The 25,268-nt window shown below is 56.5% G+C and carries 21 protein-coding genes; 8 read left to right on the plus strand and 13 right to left on the minus strand.

Annotated features, from left to right (window positions below):
* Positions 1-13: 13 nt before the first annotated feature.
* Positions 14-295, minus strand: coding sequence for a helix-turn-helix domain-containing protein (locus CRO33_RS11185; RefSeq protein WP_097118193.1), 282 nt, complete (start codon positions 293-295; stop codon positions 14-16).
* A 272-nt stretch (positions 296-567) separates the two neighbouring features.
* On the minus strand, positions 568-1,539 hold the full coding sequence (gene ispB / locus CRO33_RS11190; protein WP_038649473.1) for an octaprenyl diphosphate synthase: 972 nt from the start codon (positions 1,537-1,539) through the stop codon (positions 568-570).
* A gap of 254 nt (positions 1,540-1,793) precedes the next feature.
* Between ispB and rplU the strand changes: the two genes are divergently transcribed.
* From rplU to cgtA, 3 genes are all read left to right on the plus strand, one after another.
* The gene (gene rplU, locus CRO33_RS11195; RefSeq protein ID WP_034826596.1) at positions 1,794-2,105 is read left to right on the plus strand and encodes a 50S ribosomal protein L21; all 312 of its coding nucleotides are present in this window, start codon (positions 1,794-1,796) and stop codon (positions 2,103-2,105) included.
* A 15-nt stretch (positions 2,106-2,120) separates the two neighbouring features.
* Positions 2,121-2,378 (plus strand): 50S ribosomal protein L27, encoded by a 258-nt coding sequence (rpmA, locus tag CRO33_RS11200; protein ID WP_003851093.1) that lies wholly within the window; start codon positions 2,121-2,123, stop codon positions 2,376-2,378.
* A 249-nt stretch (positions 2,379-2,627) separates the two neighbouring features.
* Positions 2,628-3,803, plus strand: coding sequence for an Obg family GTPase CgtA (cgtA, locus tag CRO33_RS11205; RefSeq protein WP_034826592.1), 1,176 nt, complete (start codon positions 2,628-2,630; stop codon positions 3,801-3,803).
* A 146-nt stretch (positions 3,804-3,949) separates the two neighbouring features.
* Here the strand turns inward: cgtA and CRO33_RS11210 are convergent, their stop codons facing one another.
* Genes CRO33_RS11210 through CRO33_RS11230 form a run of 5 tightly spaced genes read right to left on the minus strand, consistent with a single transcriptional unit; the run spans position 3,950 to position 8,805 of the window.
* Complete coding sequence (locus CRO33_RS11210) at positions 3,950-4,366, minus strand: hotdog fold thioesterase (protein WP_058962126.1); 417 nt, start codon at positions 4,364-4,366, stop codon at positions 3,950-3,952.
* Position 4,367: 1 nt separating this feature from the next.
* Positions 4,368-5,126: a 2,3-dihydro-2,3-dihydroxybenzoate dehydrogenase gene (gene dhbA, locus CRO33_RS11215; protein WP_097118194.1), complete on the minus strand. Its 759-nt coding sequence runs from the start codon at positions 5,124-5,126 to the stop codon at positions 4,368-4,370.
* Positions 5,123-5,977 carry an isochorismatase family protein gene (locus CRO33_RS11220; protein WP_097118195.1) on the minus strand — a complete coding sequence of 285 codons (855 nt, stop codon included), beginning with the start codon at positions 5,975-5,977 and terminating at the stop codon, positions 5,123-5,125. Before CRO33_RS11220 ends, dhbA begins: the two co-directional genes overlap by 4 nt.
* Positions 5,978-5,996: 19 nt before the next feature.
* Positions 5,997-7,613, minus strand: a complete 1,617-nt coding sequence (locus tag CRO33_RS11225; protein ID WP_097118196.1) for a (2,3-dihydroxybenzoyl)adenylate synthase — start codon at positions 7,611-7,613, stop codon at positions 5,997-5,999.
* Positions 7,614-7,623: 10 nt separating this feature from the next.
* On the minus strand, positions 7,624-8,805 hold the full coding sequence (locus CRO33_RS11230) for an isochorismate synthase (RefSeq protein WP_097118197.1): 1,182 nt from the start codon (positions 8,803-8,805) through the stop codon (positions 7,624-7,626).
* Positions 8,806-8,981: 176 nt separating this feature from the next.
* Here CRO33_RS11230 and fepB point away from each other — a divergent pair, with 176 nt between their 5' ends.
* Entirely contained in the window at positions 8,982-9,947 is a 966-nt protein-coding gene (gene fepB, locus CRO33_RS11235) for a Fe2+-enterobactin ABC transporter substrate-binding protein (RefSeq protein ID WP_097118198.1), read from the plus strand.
* Here fepB and entS read toward each other — a convergent pair.
* A complete protein-coding gene (gene entS / locus CRO33_RS11240) occupies positions 9,942-11,192 on the minus strand; it encodes an enterobactin transporter EntS (protein WP_097118399.1) in 1,251 nt (416 codons plus the stop codon). The genes fepB and entS overlap by 6 nt on opposite strands.
* Positions 11,193-11,331: 139 nt before the next feature.
* Between entS and fepD the strand changes: the two genes are divergently transcribed.
* Genes fepD through CRO33_RS11255 form a run of 3 tightly spaced genes read left to right on the plus strand, consistent with a single transcriptional unit; the run spans position 11,332 to position 14,095 of the window.
* Positions 11,332-12,321, plus strand: a complete 990-nt coding sequence (gene fepD, locus CRO33_RS11245) for a Fe(3+)-siderophore ABC transporter permease (protein WP_097118199.1) — start codon at positions 11,332-11,334, stop codon at positions 12,319-12,321.
* Positions 12,318-13,301 carry an iron-enterobactin ABC transporter permease gene (gene fepG / locus CRO33_RS11250; RefSeq protein ID WP_097118200.1) on the plus strand — a complete coding sequence of 328 codons (984 nt, stop codon included), beginning with the start codon at positions 12,318-12,320 and terminating at the stop codon, positions 13,299-13,301. The genes fepD and fepG overlap by 4 nt, the downstream gene beginning before the upstream one ends.
* Entirely contained in the window at positions 13,298-14,095 is a 798-nt protein-coding gene (locus CRO33_RS11255) for an ATP-binding cassette domain-containing protein (RefSeq protein ID WP_058959455.1), read from the plus strand. Before fepG ends, CRO33_RS11255 begins: the two co-directional genes overlap by 4 nt.
* A 208-nt stretch (positions 14,096-14,303) precedes the next feature.
* On the opposite strand, the gene CRO33_RS11260 is transcribed toward CRO33_RS11255, so the two are convergent.
* Both CRO33_RS11260 and fes read right to left on the minus strand, forming a co-directional pair.
* Entirely contained in the window at positions 14,304-18,218 is a 3,915-nt protein-coding gene (locus CRO33_RS11260) for an enterobactin synthase subunit F (protein WP_097118201.1), read from the minus strand.
* Positions 18,219-18,250: 32 nt separating this feature from the next.
* A complete protein-coding gene (gene fes, locus CRO33_RS11265) occupies positions 18,251-19,462 on the minus strand; it encodes an enterochelin esterase (protein WP_097118202.1) in 1,212 nt (403 codons plus the stop codon).
* A gap of 260 nt (positions 19,463-19,722) precedes the next feature.
* On the opposite strand from fes, the gene CRO33_RS11270 reads away from it, so the two are divergent.
* Positions 19,723-21,996, plus strand: coding sequence for a TonB-dependent siderophore receptor (locus CRO33_RS11270; RefSeq protein WP_097118203.1), 2,274 nt, complete (start codon positions 19,723-19,725; stop codon positions 21,994-21,996).
* On the opposite strand, the gene pmrB is transcribed toward CRO33_RS11270, so the two are convergent.
* Genes pmrB through dacB form a run of 3 tightly spaced genes read right to left on the minus strand, consistent with a single transcriptional unit; the run spans position 21,993 to position 25,143 of the window.
* Positions 21,993-23,051, minus strand: coding sequence for a two-component system sensor histidine kinase PmrB (gene pmrB / locus CRO33_RS11275; protein ID WP_097118204.1), 1,059 nt, complete (start codon positions 23,049-23,051; stop codon positions 21,993-21,995). The genes CRO33_RS11270 and pmrB overlap by 4 nt on opposite strands.
* Positions 23,048-23,710: a two-component system response regulator PmrA gene (pmrA, locus tag CRO33_RS11280; RefSeq protein ID WP_034826547.1), complete on the minus strand. Its 663-nt coding sequence runs from the start codon at positions 23,708-23,710 to the stop codon at positions 23,048-23,050. Before pmrA ends, pmrB begins: the two co-directional genes overlap by 4 nt.
* Complete coding sequence (dacB, locus tag CRO33_RS11285) at positions 23,710-25,143, minus strand: serine-type D-Ala-D-Ala carboxypeptidase (protein ID WP_097118400.1); 1,434 nt, start codon at positions 25,141-25,143, stop codon at positions 23,710-23,712. The genes pmrA and dacB overlap by 1 nt, the downstream gene beginning before the upstream one ends.
* Positions 25,144-25,268: the final 125 nt, after the last annotated feature.

Raw genomic sequence — 25,268 nt, forward strand, 5'->3', positions numbered from 1 at the left:
TATGTCCTGGATCTCAGGTCTCCTGCCGAACCCTGGGGGATCGAATACGTTTTTTGCGATCCAGCAAGCGCGATGTAATGGGATCATAATAGCGAGTTGGCCAGATCTCGGCGGGATGTACACCGATCGCGTCAGCGATCAACCACTCTCCTTTGGGCCAGGGGCGGGAAAGTGCGTTGGAGAGTGTGGACGAGTTCAGCCCCGAATTGCGTGACAATTCAGCCATTGATGTGCCTTTTTTACGCAGTGCTGCAATCACATCTGCGGGATGCCAATCCTGTTTCCTTGCTTTCATAACGTCCTGCTCCTTGTCCATGTTATTGCGTTGTCTCTGCCGCAACGGGCGTATCCAATACAGAGATATTAGGAAAAAACAAAAACCTTATAGCAAATAATTTCCATAAGCTTCCAGTAATTGTTTTGGCCTCGCATTAAACTGAGCTCTCTTTCGCAAAAGCGATGCAAGGAATGTAATGGGCAGTCAGGTGAAGCGCTGGGAAGTAAAGCAGGGGGAGAATACGGGTGAGGCAGGAAAGAAAACGGGGCTATGCCGCCCCGTAATAGCAATCAGAAATCACGCTGCACTGACATGTGGGCCAATGCTTCGAGTGCACTACGCCACGGCGTTTCTGGCAGGGCCTGCAGAGCAGCAATGGCTTTATCCGCCTCTTCTTCAGCGCGTTTGCGCGTCCATTCCAGCGAGCCAGTTTGTTGCATGGCATCCAGTACCGGTTCCAGCAGATGGCGACCGTTGCCTTCTTCGATTGCTTTGCGGATCATCTGAGCTTGCTCTGGTGTACCGTTGTGCATGGCATGGAGCAGCGGCAGTGTCGGCTTGCCTTCGCTCAGGTCATCACCGGTATTTTTACCCAGGGTTTCGCCATCCGCACTGTAATCCAGCAAATCGTCAATTAACTGGAAAGCGGTACCCAGATAGCGACCATAATCCTGCAGCGCTTTTTCCTGCGCCGGCGTGGCTTCAGCCAGAATCGCGGAGGCTTGAGAAGCCGCTTCAAACAGGCGCGCGGTCTTACTGTAGATGACGCGCATGTAGCTCTCTTCCGTGATATCGGGATCGTTGCAGTTCATCAGCTGCAGCACTTCACCTTCCGCAATCACGTTCACTGCTTCAGACATCAGCGCGAGGATCTTTAAGGATCCCATGCTGGTCATCATCTGAAACGCGCGGGTGTAGATGAAGTCCCCCACCAGCACACTGGCAGCATTACCGAACGCGGCATTGGCAGTGGCTTTGCCACGGCGCATATCGGATTCATCCACCACATCATCGTGCAGCAGAGTCGCCGTGTGGATAAATTCGATCAGCGCCGCATTGGTGACATGTAGCGATCCCTGGTAGTTCAGCGCACGTGCCGAGAGCACCGCGATCATGGGCCGGATACGTTTGCCTCCGCCGCTGATGATGTAGTAACCCAACTGATTAATCAGTGAGACATCTGAATTCAGCTGGTCGAGGATGGTCTGGTTGACGGCCGCCATGTCCTGCGCGGTTAATTCATTAATCTGTTCTAAGTTCATTCGTCTGTTCAGCTTTGACTCGTATTTTGCATGGTAAGCGCTTTTACCCAGCGTGAGTTCAGGTAATCTGTTACTGATTGTACTTGAAAAATCGGGCTGAGAAACGTTTGCATTCGTCCTGCGCTTTTTTTCTGCAAGAGAGTGCAAAGTGCACTTGTCTTCTGCTGGAGATTTGCGTAGAATTCGCGCCCTATTGTGAATATTTATCGCGCCGCCTGATGAATAGAAAGGCATGCGCAGAAGCGGAGTTTTATATGTACGCGGTTTTCCAAAGTGGTGGTAAACAACACCGAGTAAGCGAAGGTCAGACCGTTCGCTTGGAAAAGCTGGACATCGCAACCGGCGAAACCATTGAGTTCGACCAGGTTCTGATGATTGCAAATGGCGAAGACGTGCAAATCGGCGCGCCACTGGTATCAGGCGGTGTGATCAAGGCAGAAGTTGTTGCTCACGGTCGTGGCGAGAAAGTTAAGATTGTTAAGTTTCGTCGTCGTAAACACTACCGTAAGCAAGCTGGTCACCGTCAGTGGTTCACTGATGTGAAAATCACTGTGATCGGCGCGTAAGAGGAGATCTGACAAATGGCACATAAAAAGGCTGGTGGCTCGACTCGTAACGGTCGCGACTCCAATGCAAAACGTCTGGGTGTTAAGCGTTTCGGTGGTGAATCTGTTCTGGCAGGTAGCATCATCGTTCGTCAGCGTGGCACCAAATTCCACGCAGGTACCAATGTAGGTTGTGGTCGTGACCACACCCTGTTTGCTACCGCAGACGGTAAAGTACAATTCGAAGTTAAAGGTCCTAACAACCGTAAGTACATCAGCATCGTTGCTGAGTAAGGTTGTTGTGACGCAGACGGTTAACGTCTGAACACACGAATTGAAGGCCCCGCAGCTTTGCGGGGCTTTTTACATTCTGCCGCAGGTTGCGGGATTCCCTCTGACCAAAACGCGCAGTTTGCTGTACAATTTATGTACTCCTGGCTTTGCCAGTCTTGTATTATCCGCCGCCGGTCAGCGCAGAAGACCCTGGCGGACCCGTTTGCTGTGCTTTAGTCGCCGCGAACGATAGCGTGACGGAGAAATAAAATGAAGTTTGTAGATGAAGCGACGATCCTTGCGGTTGCAGGCGATGGCGGTAATGGTTGCGTCAGCTTCCGCCGCGAAAAATACATTCCACGCGGTGGCCCGGACGGCGGCGACGGCGGTGACGGCGGTGATGTTTACCTGCTGGCGGATGAAAACCTGAATACCCTGATCGACTATCGCTTCGAGAAATCTTTCCGCGCCGAACGTGGTCAAAATGGCCAGAGCCGTGATTGCACCGGTAAACGCGGCAAAGACATCATTATCAAGGTGCCTGTCGGTACCCGCGTGATTGACCAGGGTACTGGCGAAACGCTGGGTGACATGACGCGCCACGAGCAGAAGCTGATGGTCGCGAAAGGCGGCTGGCACGGCTTGGGTAATACGCGTTTTAAATCCTCGGTTAACCGTTCCCCACGTCAGAAGACCATGGGTACGCCGGGCGAGAAGCGTGACCTGCAGCTGGAGCTGATGCTGCTGGCTGATGTCGGTATGCTTGGTCTGCCGAATGCCGGTAAATCGACCTTTATTCGCTCCGTGTCTGCGGCTAAACCAAAAGTGGCGGATTATCCGTTTACTACTTTGGTGCCAAGCCTTGGTGTAGTGCGCATGGACAACGAAAAGAGCTTCGTCGTCGCCGATATCCCGGGCCTGATTGAAGGCGCAGCGGATGGTGCCGGTCTGGGGATTCGCTTCCTGAAGCACCTTGAGCGTTGCCGTGTACTGTTGCACCTGATCGACCTTGCGCCGATCGATGAATCCGATCCGGTCGAAAACGCCCGCATCATCCTGGGTGAGCTGGAAAAATATAGCGAGAAGCTGTTCCAGAAGCCACGCTGGCTGGTGTTTAACAAATGTGACCTGCTGGACCGTGAAGAAGCGGAAAGCCGCGCTAAAGCGGTTGTGGAAGCTTTGGGCTGGGAAGACAAATACTACCTGATTTCTGCGGCCAGCCATGACGGCGTGAAAGATCTCTGCTGGGACGTGATGACCTTCATCATCGAGAACCCGAAAGAAGCGGAAGAAGAAGCGAAAGAGCCGGAGAAAGTGGCCTTCATGTGGGATGATTATCACCGCGAAGCCATGGAAACCGCTCAGGAAGTGGAAGAAGACGACGATTGGGATGACGACTGGGACGAGGAAGACGACGAAGGCGTCGAAATCATTTACCAGCGTTAATCGCAAAACAGAAAGCGGCCAATTGGCCGCTTTTTTTATGGCTGCTGAGTGCCATTTTCACCTCCCGATGAAAGGGCATCGTGTGCAGCAATCCGGCGCGATGAATCTTCCCCCTGGAATAAGGAGGTGAGGGCCGTCGCGGAAAATTACCCCAGCACCGCCACCGTCAATCGCGATGTGCAGCACAGTTGATCGCGTCCATTGCGAATCTCAATTTCCCAGCTCTGGTTGCGTGCGCCAAGGTGCAAAGGACGGCAGATGCCGCGCACTTCACCGCTGCTCACCGCGCGATGGTGGCTGGCACTGACCTCAATCCCCACCACACTTTTTCCCTCTTCCACACTCAGATAACCGGCAATCGATCCCATCGATTCCGCCAGCACCACTGACGCACCGCCGTGCAGCAGGCCAAACGGCTGCTGCGTGCGGGTATCCACTGGCATAGTTGCCTCAAGGTAATCGTCGCCAATCACCGTGAACACGATGCCGACGTGCGACACCAGCGAGTTATCCCCCAGGGTATTTAAGGTTGCCAGATCAACCGATCGTTTCCAGATTGCCATATCAGGATCCCAGCGTTGCGCCACCGTCGACCACAATATCCTGCAGCACCACGTGGCTGGCAAGATCTGAGGCCAGGAACAGAACGTTGTTCACGATCTCTTGCGGTTTCGCGATCTTACGCAGTGGGATCCCCAACTTGTACTGATCCGGGAAGCCGTTGATCATCTCCTGCTCTGCTTCCGGCGAATGCCACAGGCTACGTTGCATATCGGTATCGGTTGAACCCGGTGAAACGATGTTGCAGCGCACGCCAAACGGTGCCATTTCCAGACCGACGGTGAGGCACAGGCTACGTAGTGCGGCTTTGGAAGCGCCATAAGCGGACATGCCGAGACGTGGCGCGTGAGCCGCGTTAGAAGCGATGGTAACAATCGCCCCCGCGCGCTGCTGGCGGAATACCGGCAGCGTTTGCTGGAACATATTGAAGGCGCCACCGGCGTTCACCGCCAGACACGCCTGCCAGTCTTCGAATGCGAGTGCTTCGGTACTGCCGACGCGCAGGATCCCGGCGCCGTTGACCAGCACATCCAGACGAGGCTGCTCAGCCAGCAGACGCTGGCACACGGCTTTCACCTCCGCCGCATTCGCTACATCCAGAACCTGAGTGGCAAACGGGTAGTCGGGCTGCTCAAAACGCAGATCGAAGCCGATCACCTGTGCGCCGGCCTGATGGAATGCCAGCGCCGTGTGGTAACCAATGCCTTTACCCGCGCCAGTTACCCAGACGATTTTTCCGTTAAAGTCGAAAGAGGCACTCATTTGGCAGGCGTCCGTGACAGTAGTGCCCACCAGCCATCAATGCTCGGATTTTTTGCCAGGCTAACGAAATCGATGTCGTTGTGCACCTGGCGCCAGCGCGCCGCCAGCGCCATCACGCGTACGGAATCCAGGCCGTAGTCGATCAGGTTTTCATCATCTTCTGGCACATCGTCATCTTCCAGCAGCGGCAGAATCAGCGCACGCAGATCGTCTTTGCTCAGCGGCAGCGGCATCAGATCGGCGGTCATCACCACTTTGCCGCTGCGGCCAGCGGTGTAGGTCAGTGCCATCATGTGCTCTTCACGGCTGAAGTCGGCCAGCGCATCCGCCACCATAAACGGCTGGATGTTACGCATAAAGGCGTCAGTGGCAGTGGTCAGGCAGCCGATGTGGGCGTAAACGCCGGTAATGATCAGCTGATCGCGGCCCATCTCCTGCAGGATCGATTCCAGCGGCGAGCGGACAAAGGCGCTGTAACGCCATTTGGTTAACACCTGATCGTCCTGATCTGGCGCCAGTGTATCTACGATCTTCTGTTGATCCGGATGCTTATTCAGGCCTGGTCCCCACATGTCGTTGAGCAGTGCGCGATCGGCATCGCTCTGCTCGTTGGGCTGCGCGGTGTAGAACACCGGAATACCTTGCGCTTTGCAATAGGCGCGCAGGCGGGCAATGTTCTCCACAACCTGATCGATCAGCGGACTGTTCTCGCCCCAGAAATTCAGGAAATAAGCCTGCATATCATGGATCAGCAGGGCAGCACGCTGTGGCTCAACGGTCCATTTCACCTTGTTGGTCGGCAGTTCAGTGGCGGCAGGCAGCGCGTAAGAATTCAGTTTTGGAATAGCCATTACAATCTCCGGAATAGGTTCAGGCTTGCGCTTGTTGGTCAGCAAGCTGTTGGCGTAAACGTTTTTTATCCACCTTGCCAACCGGGGTCAGTGGCAGGGCATCTACGCAGGTAATACGATCGGGTAATTTAAACTCGGCGACACCGAGATCGCGCAGATGACGGCGCAGCGCCACCGCTTTGATCGGCTGGCTGGCAACAATAAAGGCGCAGCTTTTTTCACCCATCAGTTCATCAGTCATCGACACCAGCGCGGCATGAATCACATCCGGATGGCGCTGCAGCAAATTCTCGATCTCTTCTGCGGCGATCTTCTCGCCGCCACGGTTGATCTGATCCTTCTCGCGGCCCTGCACGGTGATGTAACCCTGCGGGTTGATCTCAATTAGATCGCCGGAGCAGTAAAAGCCGTTAGCATCAAAGCTGGCGGCATTGTGTTCCGGGCTTTTGTAGTAGCCACGGAAGGTGTACGGACCGCGTGTCATCAGACGACCCACCGTGCCGTGCGGCAGCGCATTACCGTGTTCATCCGCCACCCAGACTTCGTCATCTTCAGAAATCGGTCGGCCCTGAGTGGTCAGCACGATTTTCTCGTCATCGCCAAAGCGGGTGTAGTTCACCAGACCTTCGGCCATGCCAAACACCTGCTGTAATTGGCAGCCAATTTCGCTCTGGATACGTGCCGCCAGGGTTTCGCCGAGCTTCGCGCCGCCGACCTGAATGCGCTGCAGCGTAGCCAGCTGCTTGTTGCTACCCCATTCCTGAATCGCCTGCAGCCACAGGCTCACTGCGGGTGGTACCAGACCGGTATCGGTGACCTGGTGCTTCTCAATCAGCGGGAAGCAGAGCGTGGCGCTTGGGTCAGCGGCAAGAATCACCTGGCCCCCGGCATAAAACACACCAAGTGAACCCGGTGAGCTCATAGCGAAGTTATGCGGTGCGGGCAGGGCGATCAGATAACGCGTGTCAGCCGTGACTTCGCAGATCTCATCGCTGGCGCGAATACTGTAGTAGTAGTCGTTGTGCGTGCGAGGAATCAGCTTCGGCGTACCGGTGCTGCCACCGGAGAGCTGGAAAAACGCCACTTCATCGGCAGCAGTTGGCGTTGGCTGGTAATCGCCCGCCGCTTCCGCCATCAAAGCTTCGAGAGTGTTTTCTTTATCACCGTCATTACGCAGGATGATCTGCTGCAGTGACGGTTGAGCGGCACAAAGCGCACCAATAAAGGTGTCATCGCCAAACAGCGCGTGACTGCGATCGGCAATTAGCAGTTTAGGCTCAATCTGCGCGGCATAGGCGGTCAGCTCGGTGCGCTGATGGCTATACAGCGCGAAGACGGATGCTACGCCCAGTTTAAACAGCGCAAAGACCGTGACGTAAAACTCCGCCACGTTACCTAGCTGCACTAACGCAGTATCACCCTGTTGCAGGCCACGGCGCTGCAGGGCTGCCGCGAGGTTATCGGTTAGCTGATTCAGCTCGCGATAGCTGATTTGACGATCGCCGTCGATGACCGCGATTGCATCATTCTCTTGATGACGCGCCAGGATATCGGTCATTGGCACATCGAGCCAATAGCCTTTTTCGCGATAGCGCGCAGCCAAATCTTCAGGCCAGCGGGTATAGGGAATGCTCATGCTCTTTCCTTTATTGCAGTCCAAAAGCGCGCAACATGGTATCCAGCTTCACGCCGGTTTCGCGCCATTCTGATTCAGGTTGGGAATCGGCAACGATGCCTGCGCCCGCAAACAGTCGCACGCGTGCACCGTGCACGGTGCCACAACGAATTGTCACCACCCATTCGCCGTTGCCTTCACTGTCACACCATCCCACAATGCCGCCAAACAGCTGACGATCAAAAGGCTCTAATTGCTGAATCAGCTGCTGAGCACGCTGGTGTGGGAAGCCGCTTAATGCGGGGGTCGGATGAAGCAGGCAGGCCAGCGACAAGGCGTTCTCACGATTATCCTGTACCTCACCATCGATTTGCGTCGCGAGGTGCCATAAGGTCGCGGTGGTGATCAATGACGGTACCGTCGGCACGGACAGCAGGCGACTGCGCGGTTGCAGCGTATCGCGCATCGCATCTGTGACCAACTGGTGTTCATGACGATCTTTGCTGGAGTCCATCAGCGTATTGCCCGCTGCCTGATCCTGTTGGCTATCGTGGTGATCACGACGTGCTGAGCCCGCCAGCGGGCATGAGCTAAAATCGCGGCCCTGCTTACGCAGCATCAGCTCCGGGCTGGCCCCCACCAGTGCACCGCCTTGTGGCAGCGGCAGATGGAAGTGATAGCTATTCGGATTCTGCGCAATGACGCGTTGCATCAGTGCCGCGGTATCCACTGGCTGTTCGGTGACAATATCCATCAGGCGCGACAGCACCACTTTATCGAGGTCACCGCGTTGCGTTGCTGTCACCGCATCGGCCACCATTTGGGTAAAGACATCGTGATCCGGCACCGCCACGCGACGACGTACCTGCGGCAGCTCACTGGCAGCCGCAGGCAGCGCATTCTGTAGGTCGGCACGATGAAAAGTTTGATACGTTTCAGGAATAAACAGGGCCGCAGGCTGACTCACGTCAAACGGAATCGCACCCACCAGGATCGGATTCTCAATGCCTTGTTGTTTTGCCGCCGCAAAATGTTGATGCAGCTGAAGTTGAAAATCACCCTGCAATGATGCAGCGTCTGCCACAGAGGTGGTTATCGTGGTATAGCAGCCTTGAGTCGCGAGGCTTCGCCACGGCGAGGTAAAGAGGAACCCACGACATAACGCAGAAAAATCCTCTAATAAGGCATTTTCAAACATGGATGATTCCACCATAATTTTCACCTATAAATGATAAGATTATTAAGAATGATTATCATTTTTATTATGGGCCTGTAACCTACGTCGATTGGACAAAAGAGTCAATCCATTCGCGGGATTTCCCGCATGATTAGGCGTAATCGGAAGGTGACGTCGAGCCGTGCAATAAGCTAAAAGGTGGACCAAAACTTATGAATAAATGCGGTTTATTGGGACTGACAGCCCTGTTGTTTATTTTCCAGACTTTCACAGGGCTCGCACAGGCAGAACAGGGATGGCCGCGCACGGTGCAGGGGGCAAAGGGTTCAATTACCTTAAACAAAGCTCCGCAGCGTATTGTTTCAACCAGCGTCACCTTAACTGGATCATTGCTGGCAATTGATGCACCGGTGGTGGCCTCCGGTGCGACCGCTCCGAACAGCCGTCTGGCCGACGATCAGGGTTTTTTCCGTCAATGGGGTGAGGTGGCAAAACAGCGCCATGTAAAACGTCTCTATATTGGCGAGCCGAGTGCCGAAGCGGTGGCCGCAGAAGCACCAGACCTGATTCTGGTGAGCGCCACAGGTAATGATTCTGCGATTAAACTCGCCAGCCAGCTTTCCGCCATCGCACCGACGCTGGTGGTGAATTACGACGACAAGAGCTGGCAGGATGTGGTGACGCTGCTAGGCCAGGCAACCGGTCACGAAGCGCAGGCTGCACAGCGGGTGAAGGCTTTTGACGATCGTGAAGCAGCGTTGAAAAAAGCCATCACCTTACCGCCGCAGCCCGTGTCTGCCTTGGTGTGGAACGGCGATGGGCGTGCCGTCAACGTGTGGACCACGGAGTCAGCGCAGGGCAAACTGCTGGAGCAACTTGGCTTTACCCTCGCCGTTCCACCCGCCAGCGTGCAGCAAGGCCACAGCATGGGCCAGCGTAAAGACATCATTCAGCTGTCGGGTGAGAATGTGGGAAGCGGTTTGACGGGCAAAACCTTCCTGCTGTTTGCGGCTGATGACAAAACCACACAGTCAGTGATCGGCAATCCGTTCCTCGCGCAAAACGCGGCGGTTAAGGATAAGCAGGTATTCCCGCTTGGCGTCGATTCGTTCCGTCTGGATTACTACAGCGCCAGCAATCTGCTGGCGCGTCTGGAGAAACTGTTCGTTAAATCATGATGCCTGCTCCGCCAGCTCAGGGGCTGGCGGCGCATAACGACGTAAACGGCCCATTACACACCACATTACAATCCCCAACAGCGCTGCCGCAAAACCAAACGTGGCGGCAGCCTGTGGCGGCAATAACCACGATCCCATGGCCCCAATCATCGCCGCACCGATCGCATCTCCGGTGACATTTTGCGCGGTCCACAAGCCGTTAATGCGGCCCAGCAGATGGTCTGGCGTCAGCAGTTGAATCATCGCGTACTGCACCAGACTGTTGATGGCACTGAAATAACCAAACGCCACCAGACACAGCAGCGCCAGCGGCAGATTGGGCATCAGACTGAATAATCCCAGCGCGATAAATCCGGCCACCGCACTGCCCAGCACCAGCTGTCCCGGTCGGGCTGCATGTTTCAGTTTACCGCTGGTGAACGCGCCGATGGCGGCACCCAGCGGCACGGCTGCGTAGAGCATGCCAAGCTGGTTAGTACTCACTGACCAATGTGGTGCGAGAGCGGGGTAGAGCACGCGAATTGCGCTGGCCAGAGTGACCAGAGCACCGATCAGCGCCACCATACCGACAATCGGGCTGGCAAACAGGAACTGCACCCCGGCGGCCAGCGACTTCAGCGGATGTTCGCGCGGCTGAGGCGGTGGCGGGAGTTGCGGTAATTTCAGCAGCGTCAGTACGGTAATCAGTGTGCCAAACGCGGTTAAGCCGTAGTTCCACATTACACCGCCGTGCGCAATGACCAGTCCGGCAATGGCTGGCGAGAGGATGGAGCCAAAACGCACCGTCAGCATGGTGATGGCGCCGGCCTGCATAATGTTTTCGCGCCCCACCAGCGCCGGTGTGGCCGCCAGCAGCGCCGTGACGCCAATCGCGCCAAAGAAGCCATCCCAGAATCCCAGCAGATACACCGCAATCAGTGAAGGCTGCGGCAGCGCAGCGTTAATCGCCAGCGCGATAAAGCCCAAGCCGCAGGTGGATCGGGCAAGCAAAATCAGTTTCTTACGCTCGTAGCGATCGGCTAACACCCCGCCGGTTAGCAGACCAATAAACATACCGGATGCGGCGAGGGTGACGGCCAATCCCACCAAAAGCGGGGAGTGCGTCATCTGCTGAATCTGCACCGGCACCGCCACGGCGAGCATGCCTAATGCGACAATCGAGATGAATCGGGCAATAAATACTGCGCGAAATGCCGCATGGGTTTTCAGCAGGGAGAGATCGATAAAGTGGGAAGATTTGTTCATTTGTTCGCCTTTTTGCACCAATTTTCCTCATCGTCCGCGAGGCGAGTCATGGTAACATAGGCAAACGCGAGTAATAACGATAACCATTATCAAATTGCGTTGCGCATGCGACGACGTTGAACAGTGAAGGTTTAGAACGATGCGCCAGATCCGTGCATTAGCAGGCTCAGGGATTCTGCTCTTGCTCCTCATCGCGCTCAGCTTGATGCTGGGGGCAAAATCGATACCCATTTCCGATGTTTATCATTCTCTTACCTCAGGCTGTAACAACGCTGAGTGCGTGATTGTGCGTGATGCACGCCTGCCGCGCACTCTGGCCGGATTGCTGGCGGGTGTCGCCCTTGGGTTAGCAGGCGCACTGATGCAAAGCCTGACGCGCAATCCGCTGGCCGATCCGGGCATTCTCGGTGTCAATGCGGGCGCCGGATTTGCGGTGGTGATCGGCATTGCGCTGTTTGGCGCGGATTCTCCCCTCGACTGGCTCGGCTTCGCGTTTGCCGGTGCACTCCTGGCGTCATTGCTGGTAGCGATGACGGGGGCGATTGGCGGCGGGCGAGTCAATCCGGTACGCCTGACGTTAGCCGGCGTAGCGCTGGGCGCGGTGCTGGATGGCCTAACGTCTGGTCTGTCACTGCTCAATCCCGATATTTACGATCATCTGCGTTTCTGGCACAGCGGCTCGCTGGATATCCGCAATTTCACTGTATTGCGTACGCTGTTCCCGGCCGTGCTAATCGGCAGCGGAGTGGCACTCTATTTGTCGCAGGCGTTGAACAGTTTAAGCATGGGCGGCGATATGGCGACCGCGCTGGGCACGCGGGTGGTGCGCACGCAACTGCTTGGTTTAGTGGCGATTGCGTTGTTGTGTGGTGCGGCGACAGCGGCAGTGGGGCCGATTGCTTTTATCGGACTGATGACGCCGCATTTTGCACGCTGGATGGTCGGCAACGATCACCGCTGGATGCTGCCCGCCACGGCGATCATTACCCCGATTCTGTTGCTGGCAGCGGATATTCTGGGACGACTGCTGGTGGCGGGCGAACTGCGCGTCTCCATCGTCACGGCGATGTTGGGTGCACCGGTGTTGATTGTGCTGGTGCGCCGTAAACTCGGGCGAGGTGCGTTATGACGCGTAGGGTTAGATTACATACCACGTGGTTGTTGCTCGGATGCGCACTGCTGGCGTATCTGGCGATGACGCGAGGCGCATTGCCGATTGGTGCTGAGCAATTCTGGCAAGTGCTGGCGGGACACGGTGCCAGCAACGTCAAGCTGATCGTTTTAGAGTGGCGACTGCCGCGTGTGCTAATGGCGCTGCTGATTGGCGCGGCACTGGGCGTCAGCGGCGCGATTTTCCAGTCACTGCTGCGCAACCCGCTCGGCAGCCCGGATATTCTCGGTTTCAATACCGGTGCCTATAGCGGCGTGCTGGTGGCGCTGGTGCTGTTCAATCAGGGCATCGCCGCCATGACCGGTGCAGCGTTGGTTGGCGGTATCGGCACGGCGGCATTGGTGTATCTGTTTGCCTGGCGCAACGGGGTAGAAACCTTCCGCCTGATTATTGTCGGTATCAGTGTGCGCGCCTTGCTGATGGCACTGAATGCCTGGCTGATTATCAGTGCTTCGCTAGAGTCCGCGCTCAGTGCCGGATTGTGGAGTGCCGGTTCACTTAACGGCATCACCTGGGCGAAAACGCCGCCGGTGATTGGCGTGTTGCTGCTGTCGCTGCTGCTGATGGCGTTGCTAACACGACGGATGCGTTTGCTGGAGATGGGCGATGATACCGCCAGTGCGCTCGGCGTGCCGGTGGAGCGCAGTCGGCTGCTGCTGATGCTGATTGGCGTAGTGTTGACGGCGGCGTCCACTGCGCTGGTGGGGCCGATCTCCTTTATTGCGCTGCTGGCACCACAAATCGCGCGTCGACTCGGCGGCGGCGAGAAAGGCGCGCTGCTGCTGGCGGCGCTGTGTGGCGCACTGTTGCTGATTGCGGCTGATTTTGCTGCGCAGCATTTGTTCTTGCCTTATCAATTACCGGTTGGCGTGATTACCGTCAGCCTCGGTGGACTTTATCTGATTGCGTTACTGGTGCGGGAGGCGCGACGCCAATGATCGATATCCCTTCACGGCTGTATGGCGAAGGCCTGACGCTCGGCTACGACAAGAAAGTGGTGGCAGAAAACCTATCGGTGGCGATCCCGGAAGGTGAGCTGACAGTGATTATCGGCCCCAACGCCTGCGGTAAATCCACTTTGCTGCGCACCCTGAGCCGCCTTAATACTCCGCTGAAAGGCGAGGTGTATCTGGATGGTGAGGCGATAGCGCGTTATCCGACCAAAGAGGTGGCGCGTCGACTTGGGCTGCTGCCGCAGAGTTCCAACGCACCGGCTGGCATCAGCGTTACCGAACTGGTGGCACGTGGGCGTTACCCGCATCAAGCGCTGTTTGGCCGCTGGCGCAGTGAAGATGAAGAGGCGGTGCAAAGCGCGATGCGGGCAACCGGCGTGGCGGATTTGGCGCAGCAGCCAGTGGATACCTTGTCCGGCGGGCAGCGTCAGCGCGTATGGATTGCCATGGTGCTGGCGCAGCAAACCCCGCTGCTGTTGCTGGATGAGCCAACTACCTGGCTGGATATCACCCATCAGATTGAACTGCTGGAACTGATGCAGGAGTTGAATCAGCAGCATGGCCGCACGCTGGTGGTGGTGTTGCACGATCTTAATCACGCCTGCCGTTATGCCACCCATTTGATCGCCATGCGTCACGGCAAGATTTTGGCCGAAGGCAAGCCCGCAGAGATCGTAACACCCGCGTTGATTGAACAGGTGTACGGTTTGCGCTGCGTGATTGTGGAAGATCCGGTGGCGCACACGCCAATGATCGTGCCGCTGGGAAGAGGAAAGTAAGCGGTCTGGCTGCACAAAGCCTGTCATCGCGGGAATCTAAATGCTGTGACCGGCACACCACAGTGGAGCATCGTGTCGGGAGGTCTTAACGCAGCGCCCTGCACAGGGCAGGCAGGTTGATTGCAGTGAGGCTTGATCTCAACGCCCTGTAAAAGGCAGAGAAGTTTATCGCCGGGAGGCCTTTCGACCTCCCGGAAATCGGCTGACGCTAGCCTAATATCCGCTGCAACAGCGGGCCAATCTGCTTAAACATCTGCGGGGAAATAATCTCCACGTGTGCACAATCCATCGGCCAAACCTCTAACTCACCGACATACGGTGCCCAGGCGCGACGCGCATCCTGACCGGGCTGCTGCGTCTGCTCGGCGAGGAACAGTGTGGCGCGACCGTTGAAACGCGCACTGCGCGCGGTGGCCAACAGACGCACCGAACTGGCGTAGTTGGCTTCGATGGTATCGAACATCGCGCGCATCTCTTCGCCCGCCTGATGGCGCTGGGCAGCGATAAACTGCTCGCGCTCGCGATTCACCTCTTCCAGCACCGCCGGATCCAGCACATTCTCGCCACGCTTTTCATCCCAGTTCTGCGTTTCCGGCGGCCAGGTATCGAGCAGGCCGAGGAAGGCTACCTCTTCACCTGCCGCTTCCAGTCGTGCCGCAATACCTTGCGCCAGCGTGCCGCCCAGCGAATAACCGAGGAAGAAGTACGGTCCGTGCGGCTGCACGTTCCGTAAGGTTTGCAGATGCGCATCACACACCTCGTCGAGATGCGCGCTTTGGTTCAGCGGGCTCTGGGGATTCGGCGACTGAATCCCCACCAGCGACCAGCGCTGATCGAGATAGCGCTGCAGAATACTGAACTGCCAGGCAAAACCCGACGCCGGATGGAAGCAGAACAGTGTCGGACCGTTGCCCTGACGCAGCGGCAGAACGGCTTCAAAACCTGCCTGCTGATGCGATTGAGTATCGCTCAGCAACCGGGCGAGTTTTTCCACCGTTGAAGCCACCATAATCTGCCCCACCGAAACCGGCTGTTGCAGTTCGCGGCGCAGTTGGGCAGCTAAGCGCATTGCCAGCAGTGAGTGTCCACCGAGGGCGAAGAAATCATCCAGGGCGCTGATGGTGTCACGCGCCAGCAACTGGCAGAAAGCCTGCGCCAATTGGGTTTCCAGACCGGGATGCGGTTCACGGCCCACGCTGTCAGCTGCATTTTTTGGCAGCGGTAAGGCTTTGCGATCCAATTTACCATTGCTGCTCAGCGGGAAGGCATCCAGTTGCACAATCGCCACCGGCACCATATGTGCAGGCAGCCGTTGCGCCAGTGCATCACGCAGCGCGTCGCCATCGACAACGTGCTCTGCGACGACGTAACCCACCAGCTGACGCGCGTCACCGCCTTGTGCAGCGGCACCGCCGAGTACCACCGCGTGCGTGACTGCCTGCTCAATACCGGGCTGTGCGCTCATCACATGATCGATTTCGTTGAGTTCGATACGCTGGCCTCGGATCTTCAGCTGATCGTCGCTGCGTCCGAGGTATTCCACCGCGCCGTTATCCAGCCAGCGCGCCACGTCACCGGTTAGGTACATGCGTTCGCCAGCGGCAAAAGGATCGGCGATAAAGCGGCTGGCGGTCAGATCCGGGCGGCCAAGATAGCCGTGTGCCAGCTGTACGCCGGTTAAGTAAAGATCGCCCGCCACACCAGGCGGCACCGGCTGCATACGCGCATCAAGAATGCGAAGTCCGGTATTCCACACCGGGAAACCAATCGGCACGCTGGCCCCTTCAACGGCTGCCAACGCTTCGCCAAACGCCGGATACCAGCTGACATCTACCGCCGCTTCGGTCGGGCCGTAAAGATTGTGCAGCGGCACCTGCGTCAGTTTTTCCCATTCACGCGACAGATCGGTCGGCAGCGCTTCACCGCTACAGAAGACGTTACGTAAGCTGCCACAGCAGGCAATCGCTGGCGCACTGTCCAGCGCCGCGACAAAGGCGGCCAGCATCGAAGGGACAAAGTGCGTGGTAGTCACTTTGTAACGCGCAAACAACTGCTGAAGGGCTTCCGGATCGCGGTGCGCTTCCGGCGGTGCCATCACCAGTTGCGCGCCTACCAGCAGCGGCCAGAAGAATTCCCATACGGATACATCGAAACTGCTTGGGGTTTTCTGCAATACCACATCGTCGGCTTGCAGCGGATAGCGATCCTGCATCCACAACAGGCGGTTGACGATCGCTTCATGACCGACCAATACGCCTTTCGGACGCCCGGTAGATCCTGAGGTGTAGATGATGTAAGCGCCATCCTGTGGTGTCGGCGCGCTGGCAGGTGGTGGCGCGTCTGGCGCGGTATAGAGCGCATCAAAGTGCAGCTGCTTAACAGAATCGATAGCGCTAAAGCGGGCGCTCAATTCCACTGAGGTGATCAGCGTTTTGGGGGCGGCATCTTCCAGCATTAGCTGCAAACGTTCGTCGGGGTAGCCGGTATCGAGCGGCAGATAGGCCGCGCCGAGCGACACAATCGCCTGCAGTGCCAGTGAGAGCTGCACTGAACGCGGCAATGCCACTGCGACGATATCGCCGCGCTGGACGCCCGCTGCACTAAGATCCGCTGCCAGAGCATACAACTGCTGCTGCATCTCACGGTAGCTTAACTGGTGCGTCGCATCAGCCAGCGCCGGGGCATCAGGCGTACGCGCGGCCTGTTGCGCCAACAGTGAGGCCAGCGTTTCTGCAGGAACAGGGTGCGCGGTCTGATTGATACCGGCAATTTGTACGTGCTCTTCTGTGGTTAGCAGATCCAGTTCACCCAACGCACGCTGTGGTTGCTCCGCCAGCTGATCCAGCAGCAAAGCAAAACGGCTGGCGTGGCGAATCAGCGTCGATTCGCTATAGCGCTCCGCATTCGCCAGCAACTCCAGCGTTAGTTCACCCTGTTCGCTAATGTAGATAGCGATTTCCAGATCGCGCACCGGGCCTGATGCCAGCTGATGGGTTATGCCTTCAACGCCAGCAAAATCGAGTTGATAGTCAAACATCTTCAGGTTGATCACCGGACCGTACAGCGGGTCACCATCGCCCAAACGTCCAAGATCGCGCTGCACCTGTTCCGCGTCATAACGCTGGTGGCGGCGCATTTTCTTCACTTCACCAGCCAGTTGGGCAGCCAGCGTACTCAGCGGCTGGGTGGGATCGTAATGCACGGCCATCGGCAGCACGTTGATCACCGGACCGGTGGCACACAGCGCGGCGGATCCGATGCGGCGCATAAAGATGAATCCAGCGGCGAAATCATTTTGTCCGCTGAGTCGCGCCAGCCACAGCGCCACCAGCGCAAAGGCCAGGTCAGCAGCGCTGGATTGTGGATGCTGATTCACCAGGGTTTGGAAGGTGCTGCGATCGAGCGTCACGCTGTGGCGCAGCAGATCGGTGGTCGCGCTTTGTCCAGCCAGCGGCAGCGGTGATAGCGAAGCCGGTGAGGGCAGCGCTGCGCCTTTCTCGCGCCAGAAATCACCATCGCGCGTGAATGAAGAGGATTCCTGATAACGCTGGTACTCTTCGACGACTTCGCTAAACGGGATGAACGGGGTTGGCTCGGCCTCTTGCTGCTGCACGGCGGCAGTGTAAAGGTTAGCAATACGGCGAGTGATGGCGGTAAAGCTGAAACCATCCACCACTAAGTGGTGATAACGCTGATACCAGAACCAGTGCTGATCGCCAATGCGATACAGCGTGTGATGCCATAAAGGTGCAGCGCTCAGTACGCGTAGATCACCGTTCATGTCTTCACGCATTAACGCGCGGGCTTTGGTGGCCGCATCGGGTTCAGCGCGCAAATCCACGATTTTTGGCGCACTGAACGTCTGCGGTTGCAGCCACTGCAGTGCTTCGCCCTCGACTTCGGCAAACGCCATATTCAGCGTATCGGCTTCCTGCATGCCAGCCACGATGGCCTGCGCGAGCAGGTCTGTGTCGATGGCGCCGGACAATTCGACAAAGTGCGCTACTGCATATGCATTGTGGTGCTGGGTCAGCTGGTCGGCAATCCAGATGCCGGGCTGGGCTGCCACTAAGGGCAAGGTGTGTTGGTCGGTCATGGTTTTGTTCATCAGAGATTCAGACATCTGTGCTCCGGTTTGCGTCCTGCGTGATGAAGTTAAGTCGGATTGCGCCACAGGGCTTGCAGACCGTCGAGCAGACCACCGCGCCAGCATAGTGCGTCATGGCCGCCCTCCACCGGCAGGTAATTTACCTGATAGCCGGCAGCGGTAAGTTTTTGTTCTAATTGTTGATTGGCTTGCAGAATCAGGCCTTCACGTTTACCTGCCTCCAGCCAGAAACGCAGCGGCTGTTTCGGTGCCAGGCCGCTATCCAGCGCCTGCAACAGCCAGCCGTATGGGTTGCCACGTTCGGGCCACCAGAATGATCCGGAGAGGCTTAGTGCATTGCCAAACGTCTCCGGGAAATGCAGCGCGGCAAACACCGATGCCAGCCCGCCGAAACTTTGTCCAGCCACCAGCGTGCTATCTGCCTGTTGGCGATAGGGTGCCCATTGCGCCACCTGCGGCAGTAACTCCTGCTGCACGGCTTGCCAGAACTGCGGATTACAGGGCAGTTCACGACTACGGTGTTCACGATCGATGATGTCAATTAACAGATAAACGGCAGGGGGAAGTTTCCCTGCGTCAGTAAGTTGCTGCAATGGCCCGGCAATCGGCATTTGATTCGCCCAGAACTGCCCATCCAGCAGAATGGCCAGTGGACGTTGCGCGTTATCGGATTCGCCGGTGGCATAAATCCACACTTTGCGACTGTTACTTAGTAACGCGCTATCCCACTGATATTGTTGCAAAGAAACAGCCGATGCGCTGCCATCATCCACGGCTTGCCAGATTTTCTGGTCAGGGGCCTGCGGGAGATGCAGCGGCGAAACGCCCATGCCACGCCCACCGGCCCAGCCGCGCAGTGTATTCAGGGGATCGGCCTTCGCCGTGGGGAATTTGTCACGCCACCAGTTTCGCAAGGCATACATGTCCGCTTCACCGCTAAAGTCGGTTGCCTGCTCATCGGGCATCAGGCAGTAGCTGCCGCGCCAGTTTGATGGCAGCGCAGTTTGCCAGTACCACACATCGGTACCCGTTACGCGCACCAATGACTGCGGTGGACGTTTCTGGTGGTGATCGGTCACGCCAGTGATGTTGATCCATACACGCTGAGTCGCTGACGTTTTTTCGCTGCCTTGGGGATCGCGCCAGAAGAAGGTCACCAGGCAGGTGCCATCCTGCTGAGGGTCAATTCGCGGAATACCCTGAGTTTGTTGCTCCTGCCACCAGGCTTCGCTACCGGTTACATCATTTCGCCAGGTCATAGGGGCTGCCAGTCACTGTGTAGGGAAAGATTTACATAAGATTAATAATTAATACTATTGATAACTATTTGCATTTGCAATAGGGTGTTTCCGCTCAAAAGAGCACGCTCGTTCCGCCTGACTCTTTCCTTCCTGGAAGGTTACGCAACGGATGGCACTGCCAGGTCTGGAACTGGGCGCGATAAGGACAGGGATATTCTCACCGGCTCGCCAGTTAAGAATCCAACGGCATTTTACTGGCCATCCAGGAATGAAAAACAATGACGCGTTACTCACGATTATCATTAGCTATTTTGATTGAACTGGGGCTGAGCGCCTCACTGCTCTCAGGCAGCGCCTGGGCAGCAGACACTTCCAGCAAGACGACCAGCAGCCAATCCACTACCGACGCCGAATCGATGAACGGCGGCACGTTGATGGTGACCGCCCAGCAGCAAAACCTGCAGGCACCCGGCGTTTCCACCATCACATCAGATGAAATTAAAAAGCATCCGCCTGCACGTGATGTCTCTGAAATTATTCGCACCATGCCGGGCGTTAACCTGACCGGTAACTCCACCAGTGGCCAGCGCGGTAACAATCGCCAGATCGATATTCGCGGCATGGGCCCGGAAAACACCCTGATTATGGTGGATGGTATGCCAATCACCAGCCGCAACTCCGTACGTCTGGGCTGGCGTGGTGAGCGTGATACGCGCGGTGATACCAACTGGGTGCCGCCAGAAATGATCGAACGCATTGATGTGATTCGTGGCCCGGCCGCGGTGCGTTACGGTAACGGCGCAGCAGGCGGTGTGGTTAACATTATCACCAGGAAATATACCGATCAGCAGTGGCACGGTTCGTGGAATACCTACTTCAATGCGCCGGAACACAAATCGGAAGGCGCGACCAAACGCACTAACTTCAGCCTCGAAGGGCCGCTGGGTGATGACTTCAACTTCCGCTTGTACGGTGGCTTAGCGAAAACCCAGGCCGATGCTTATGACATCAACGAAGGCCATGCGGCAGCGCGTACCGGTACGTATGCGGGCAGTTATCCTTCTGGTCGTGAAGGCTCGGTCAATAAAGATATCAATGCGTTACTGAGCTGGGCATTTGCTCCGATGCAAACCCTGGAGTTGCAAGCGGGTTACAGCCGTCAAGGCAACCTTTACGCAGGCGATACGCAGAACACCAACACCAGTGCGCTGGTGAAAAGCCTCTATGGCGATGAAACTAACCGCCTGTATCGCCAGAATATCTCGTTGAAATGGACCGGTGCCTGGGATAACGGTGTCAGCACCAATACCTATGCGCGCTATGAGAAAACCCGTAATACTCGTATCAATGAAGGTCTGGCGGGCGGTACAGAAGGTATCTTCTCTAACGATGGTTTCAACACCATTCAGTTAGACGATATTTTACTGCACAGCGAAGTTAGCATTCCGTTTGAGTGGCTGATTAATCAGACGGCAACGCTGGGCGCCGAATGGAACCAGCAGAGCATGAAGGATCCCTCTTCAACCACTCAGGCTGCTAACTATGGCTCTGTACCTGGCGTGTCGAATACCGGTCGTAGCCCGTATTCGCAGGCGGAAATCTTCTCGCTGTTCGCTGAAGACAACATGGAACTGACCGACAGCACCATGCTGACGCCGAGTCTGCGTTTCGATCATCACTCGATTGTGGGTAACAACTGGAGCCCGTCTCTGAACCTGTCGCAAGGTTTGGGTGATGACTTCACACTGAAGATGGGGGCGGGCCTGGCTTATAAAGCGCCAAGCCTGTACCAGACTAACCCGAACTACCTGCTGTACAGCAACGGTCAGGGCTGTGCTGCCAGCACCGGTGCCTGTTATCTGCAAGGTAACCCAGACCTGAAAGCCGAAAACAGTTTCAACAAAGAGATTGGACTGGAGTGGAAACACGAAGGCTATCAGGCGGGTCTGACCTGGTTCCGTAACGATTACCGCAACAAGATTGAAGCGGGTTACGCAGCCGTCGGTAAAGCCTCAAACGGCACCACGGATATCTACAAGTGGGAAAACGTACCGAAAGCGGTGGTGGAAGGGCTGGAAGGTACGGTGAATGTGCCGTTCTCGGATAGCGTGAGCTGGAACAACAACTTCACCTACATGCTGCAGAGTAAGAACAAGGAAACCGGCGATCGTCTGTCGATCATCCCGGAATACACTCTGAACTCGACGCTGAGCTGGCAGGCAACGCAGGATCTGTCGCTGCAAACCACCCTGACCTGGTACGGCACGCAAACACCGAAAAAGTATGACTACAAAGGTCAACCGGTGACGGGAAGCGCGGCCGAAAAAGTGAGTCCTTACTCTATCATTGGCCTGAGCGGGACTTATGATGTGAATAAGTACGCCAGCGTCACCCTGGGTATCGACAACCTGTTTGATAAGCGTCACTTCCGCGAAGGTAATGCGCAAACCACCGGTAACGCCACAACAGGCGCCTACCTGTACGGTGCGGGTGCCAATACTTATAACGAATCAGGCCGTACTTACTACATCAGCCTCAACACTCACTTCTAAAGCAGTTGATGCGGTAAATAGCAGCGGGCAATCAGCCCGCTGCTATCTTTACGGTTGACCAGCTCCAGCCTGCCACGGTGCATCTGTACAATGCGCAGCACAATGTTCAGACCTAATCCGCTGCCACCGTAACGCTGATCGCGACGGCGGAAGGCTTGCGTCAGTTCTTCTGCCGCATCGGCCTCAATGCCCGGCCCCTGATCCCACACCTCGATAATCACCTGCTGCTTGTCCTGCTGCATATTCACCTTCACTTCACTGCCTTCCGGGCTGTAGCGTGAGGCGTTTTCCAGCAGATTACGCAGCATCAGGCGCAGCAACACGGCTTCACCCTGTTGCGGAATATCTTTGCCGTGCGGCCAGTGCAGTGTTTGCTGTCGCTGTGCATAAAGTTCGGCCATTTCCGGCTGCAGCGGCTGCATGATGTCTTTTTGCCACAGCAACTGCTGATAGTGACCGCCTGCCAGCGCCTGGCCGGCTCGCGACAGCATCAGTAGTTGCTCCACGGTGTGCATCAACTGGTCGATACGTTCAATCAGCATCTCACTCTGCGGCACGTTCTGCTGGTGCAGCAGTTCAAGGTGCAGACGTAAACCGGCCAAAGGGGTACGCAATTCATGCGCGGCATCGGCGGTGAAGAGGCGTTCCTGTTGTAGCGTGTGGTCGAGCCGCGAAAATAGCTGATTAATGGAGGTGGTCACGGCAACGATTTCATCCATTTCTGAATAAACCGGCAGCGGGGTGAGATTATCGGCGGAGCGATGGGCGAGGCTATCCTGCAGGGATCGTAATGGACGAATGATCCAGTTAATCGCCCAGAATGACAGCAGCAGCGTCAGAGCGATCATCACCAGTGAAGGCAACAGCAGTGAAGCGATGGCTTCACGGATCTCATTCTCGACGCGGTCGTTACGCGCCTGAGCAGACAGCGTTTCGTTGACCAGGAAACTGATCTGTTCGCGACTCTCATGCCATAACCAGATGGCGCTCATCACCTGGCAGGTGAGGAGAATCAGCGCCAGCATAATCAGTAACCGCTGACGCATGCTATTCATTCGCGCACTTCCAGGCGGTAGCCCACGCCACGCACGGTTTTGATACGATCTTTTCCGAGCTTACGGCGCAGATTGTGGATATGAACTTCTAAGGTGTTAGATCCGGGATCGTCATTCCAGCTATAGAGATCCTGCTGCAGCGTTTCGCGATGGACGTTCTGACCGACACGCATTAACAGGCGCGTCAGCAGTGCGAACTCTTTTGGGGTAATTTCCAGTGGACGCTCTTCCAGCAAAACCTGCTGCGAACTGAGATTGAGGGTGAGATCACCTTGTTGCAGCAAATTATCGCTGTGGCCCTGAAAACGACGAATCAGTGCACGCACGCGTGCCTGCAGTTCAACCAGCGCGAAAGGTTTGACCAGATAATCGTCGGCACCGGCATCCAGGCCATCCACGCGATCCTCCAGTGCATCACGCGCCGTCAGGATCAACACCGGTACGTTGATGCCATCGCGCCGCCACTGACGCAGCAACGTGGCACCATCGCGATCCGGTAAACCCAGATCCAGAACGATCAGGCTGTACTGCCCACTGCGTAAGAAAGCATTACTCTCTGCAGCAGTACTCGCGCAGTCAACAGCATATCCTTGTGCGCTAAGGGCCTGAGCCAGGCCCGATTGCAACAGCGCGTCATCTTCAACGATCAGCAATTTCATTAGTTGTTTTTGTTGATATCCGAGTAGAGGCGGCTTTCAAAGCGTACCAGAGGAATGCGCCGCGTTTTCTGATCTTCAGGCGGCACCGCATAACCAGAAAGATACTGCACAAAGGCGACACGTGCACCGCTAGAAGTGGTAATAAATCCAGCCAGATTATAAACGCCCTGCAGCGAACCGGTTTTTGCCGAGACTTTGCCATCCAGTCCGGCTTCATGCAGGCCACCACGATATTGCAACGTGCCGTCATAACCCGCCAACGGCAGCATCGAAATATAGTTCAGCGTTGAGTCGTTTTTCGCGATGTATTGCAGTACCTGCATCATGGTATCTGGCGCAATCAAATCGTGACGCGACAAGCCTGAACCATCGACCTGAATGCTGTTGCCGAGATCGACGCCTGCTTTTTCACGCAGTATGCGGCGTACCGCATCGGAACCGGCGCGGAACGTGCCGGGTACGTTGAAATAGTGATGGCCGATGGTGCGGAACACCGTATCCGCAATCATGTTGTCCGATTTCTTCAGCATGGTGTGCAGCAGATTGTGCAGCGGCGCGGATTGCGTCGACGCGAGCACGGTTCCCGGTGAGGTAACCTGCGTCTGACGCACTAAATGGCCGCTGTAATCGATATCCGCGGCACGTAGTTCGGCCTTGAGGATTTCGCCCGCCCAGGCGGCACCATCTTGCACCGCAAACGCCAGCGGCAAGGGTTCGGTGCGTTGGCGCATGCAGCCGGTCAGCGTGTAGCGGTTCAGTTCGCCTGGCACCACATCCAGTTCGCAATATTGCCCATCACCACTGTTGCGGCCAATGGTACGCACCTGACTGAACATATGTGCCGGATAATAGGACGCAATGCGCACAAAGGCGTTTTCGCCCGGCGTGGTGGCGCTATAGAGCGAGACTGAGAAGCAGTTTTTGTCGACAATGGCCGCCCCAGGTGGGGCGCTGAAGCACTGCGTCAGGTCATTCCACGGCCAGCCGGGTGCCATATCGTGGCTGGCGAACACGGACGTGTCGATCACCAGATTGCCTTTGATATGCGTAATGCCCTGCTTTTTCAGGGCCGCCACCATGTTGCGCAGATCCTGACGGCTCAGTGTCGGATCGCCACCAAAGCGCGCCACTAAGTCGCCATTGAGCGTGCCATCGCTGACTGCACCCTTGGTTTCCATCGTGGTTTGAAAACGGAAGTCCGGACCGAGTTCCAGCAGGGCCGCCAGCGCGGTAATCACCTTCATGGTACTGGCCGGCAATGCCATCTGTTTGCCGTGATAGTCGATTATCGGGGTTGATGCGCCCACTTTTTGTACCATCAGCGCCAGGTTTGCGCCGTCTGGCAAATACTGCATGTATTCTTCAACGGGGGCTGCTTGTGCCTGCAGCATAAACGCACAGGTTAATCCGGTAACAAGTCGTGAAAATCGCATAATCTCGCGGTAACTGACGGGTGAAGGCGTCAATACTACGTCCCGAGGCGGTGCAAAGTAAACGATGACCCACAGGGAACTCTGGGGTAAAATACGTATCAAAATGCAAAACCGAACCTGACCCG

This window comes from Pantoea sp. GL120224-02 (assembly GCF_900215395.1).
Lineage (GTDB): Bacteria > Pseudomonadota > Gammaproteobacteria > Enterobacterales > Enterobacteriaceae > Pantoea > Pantoea communis.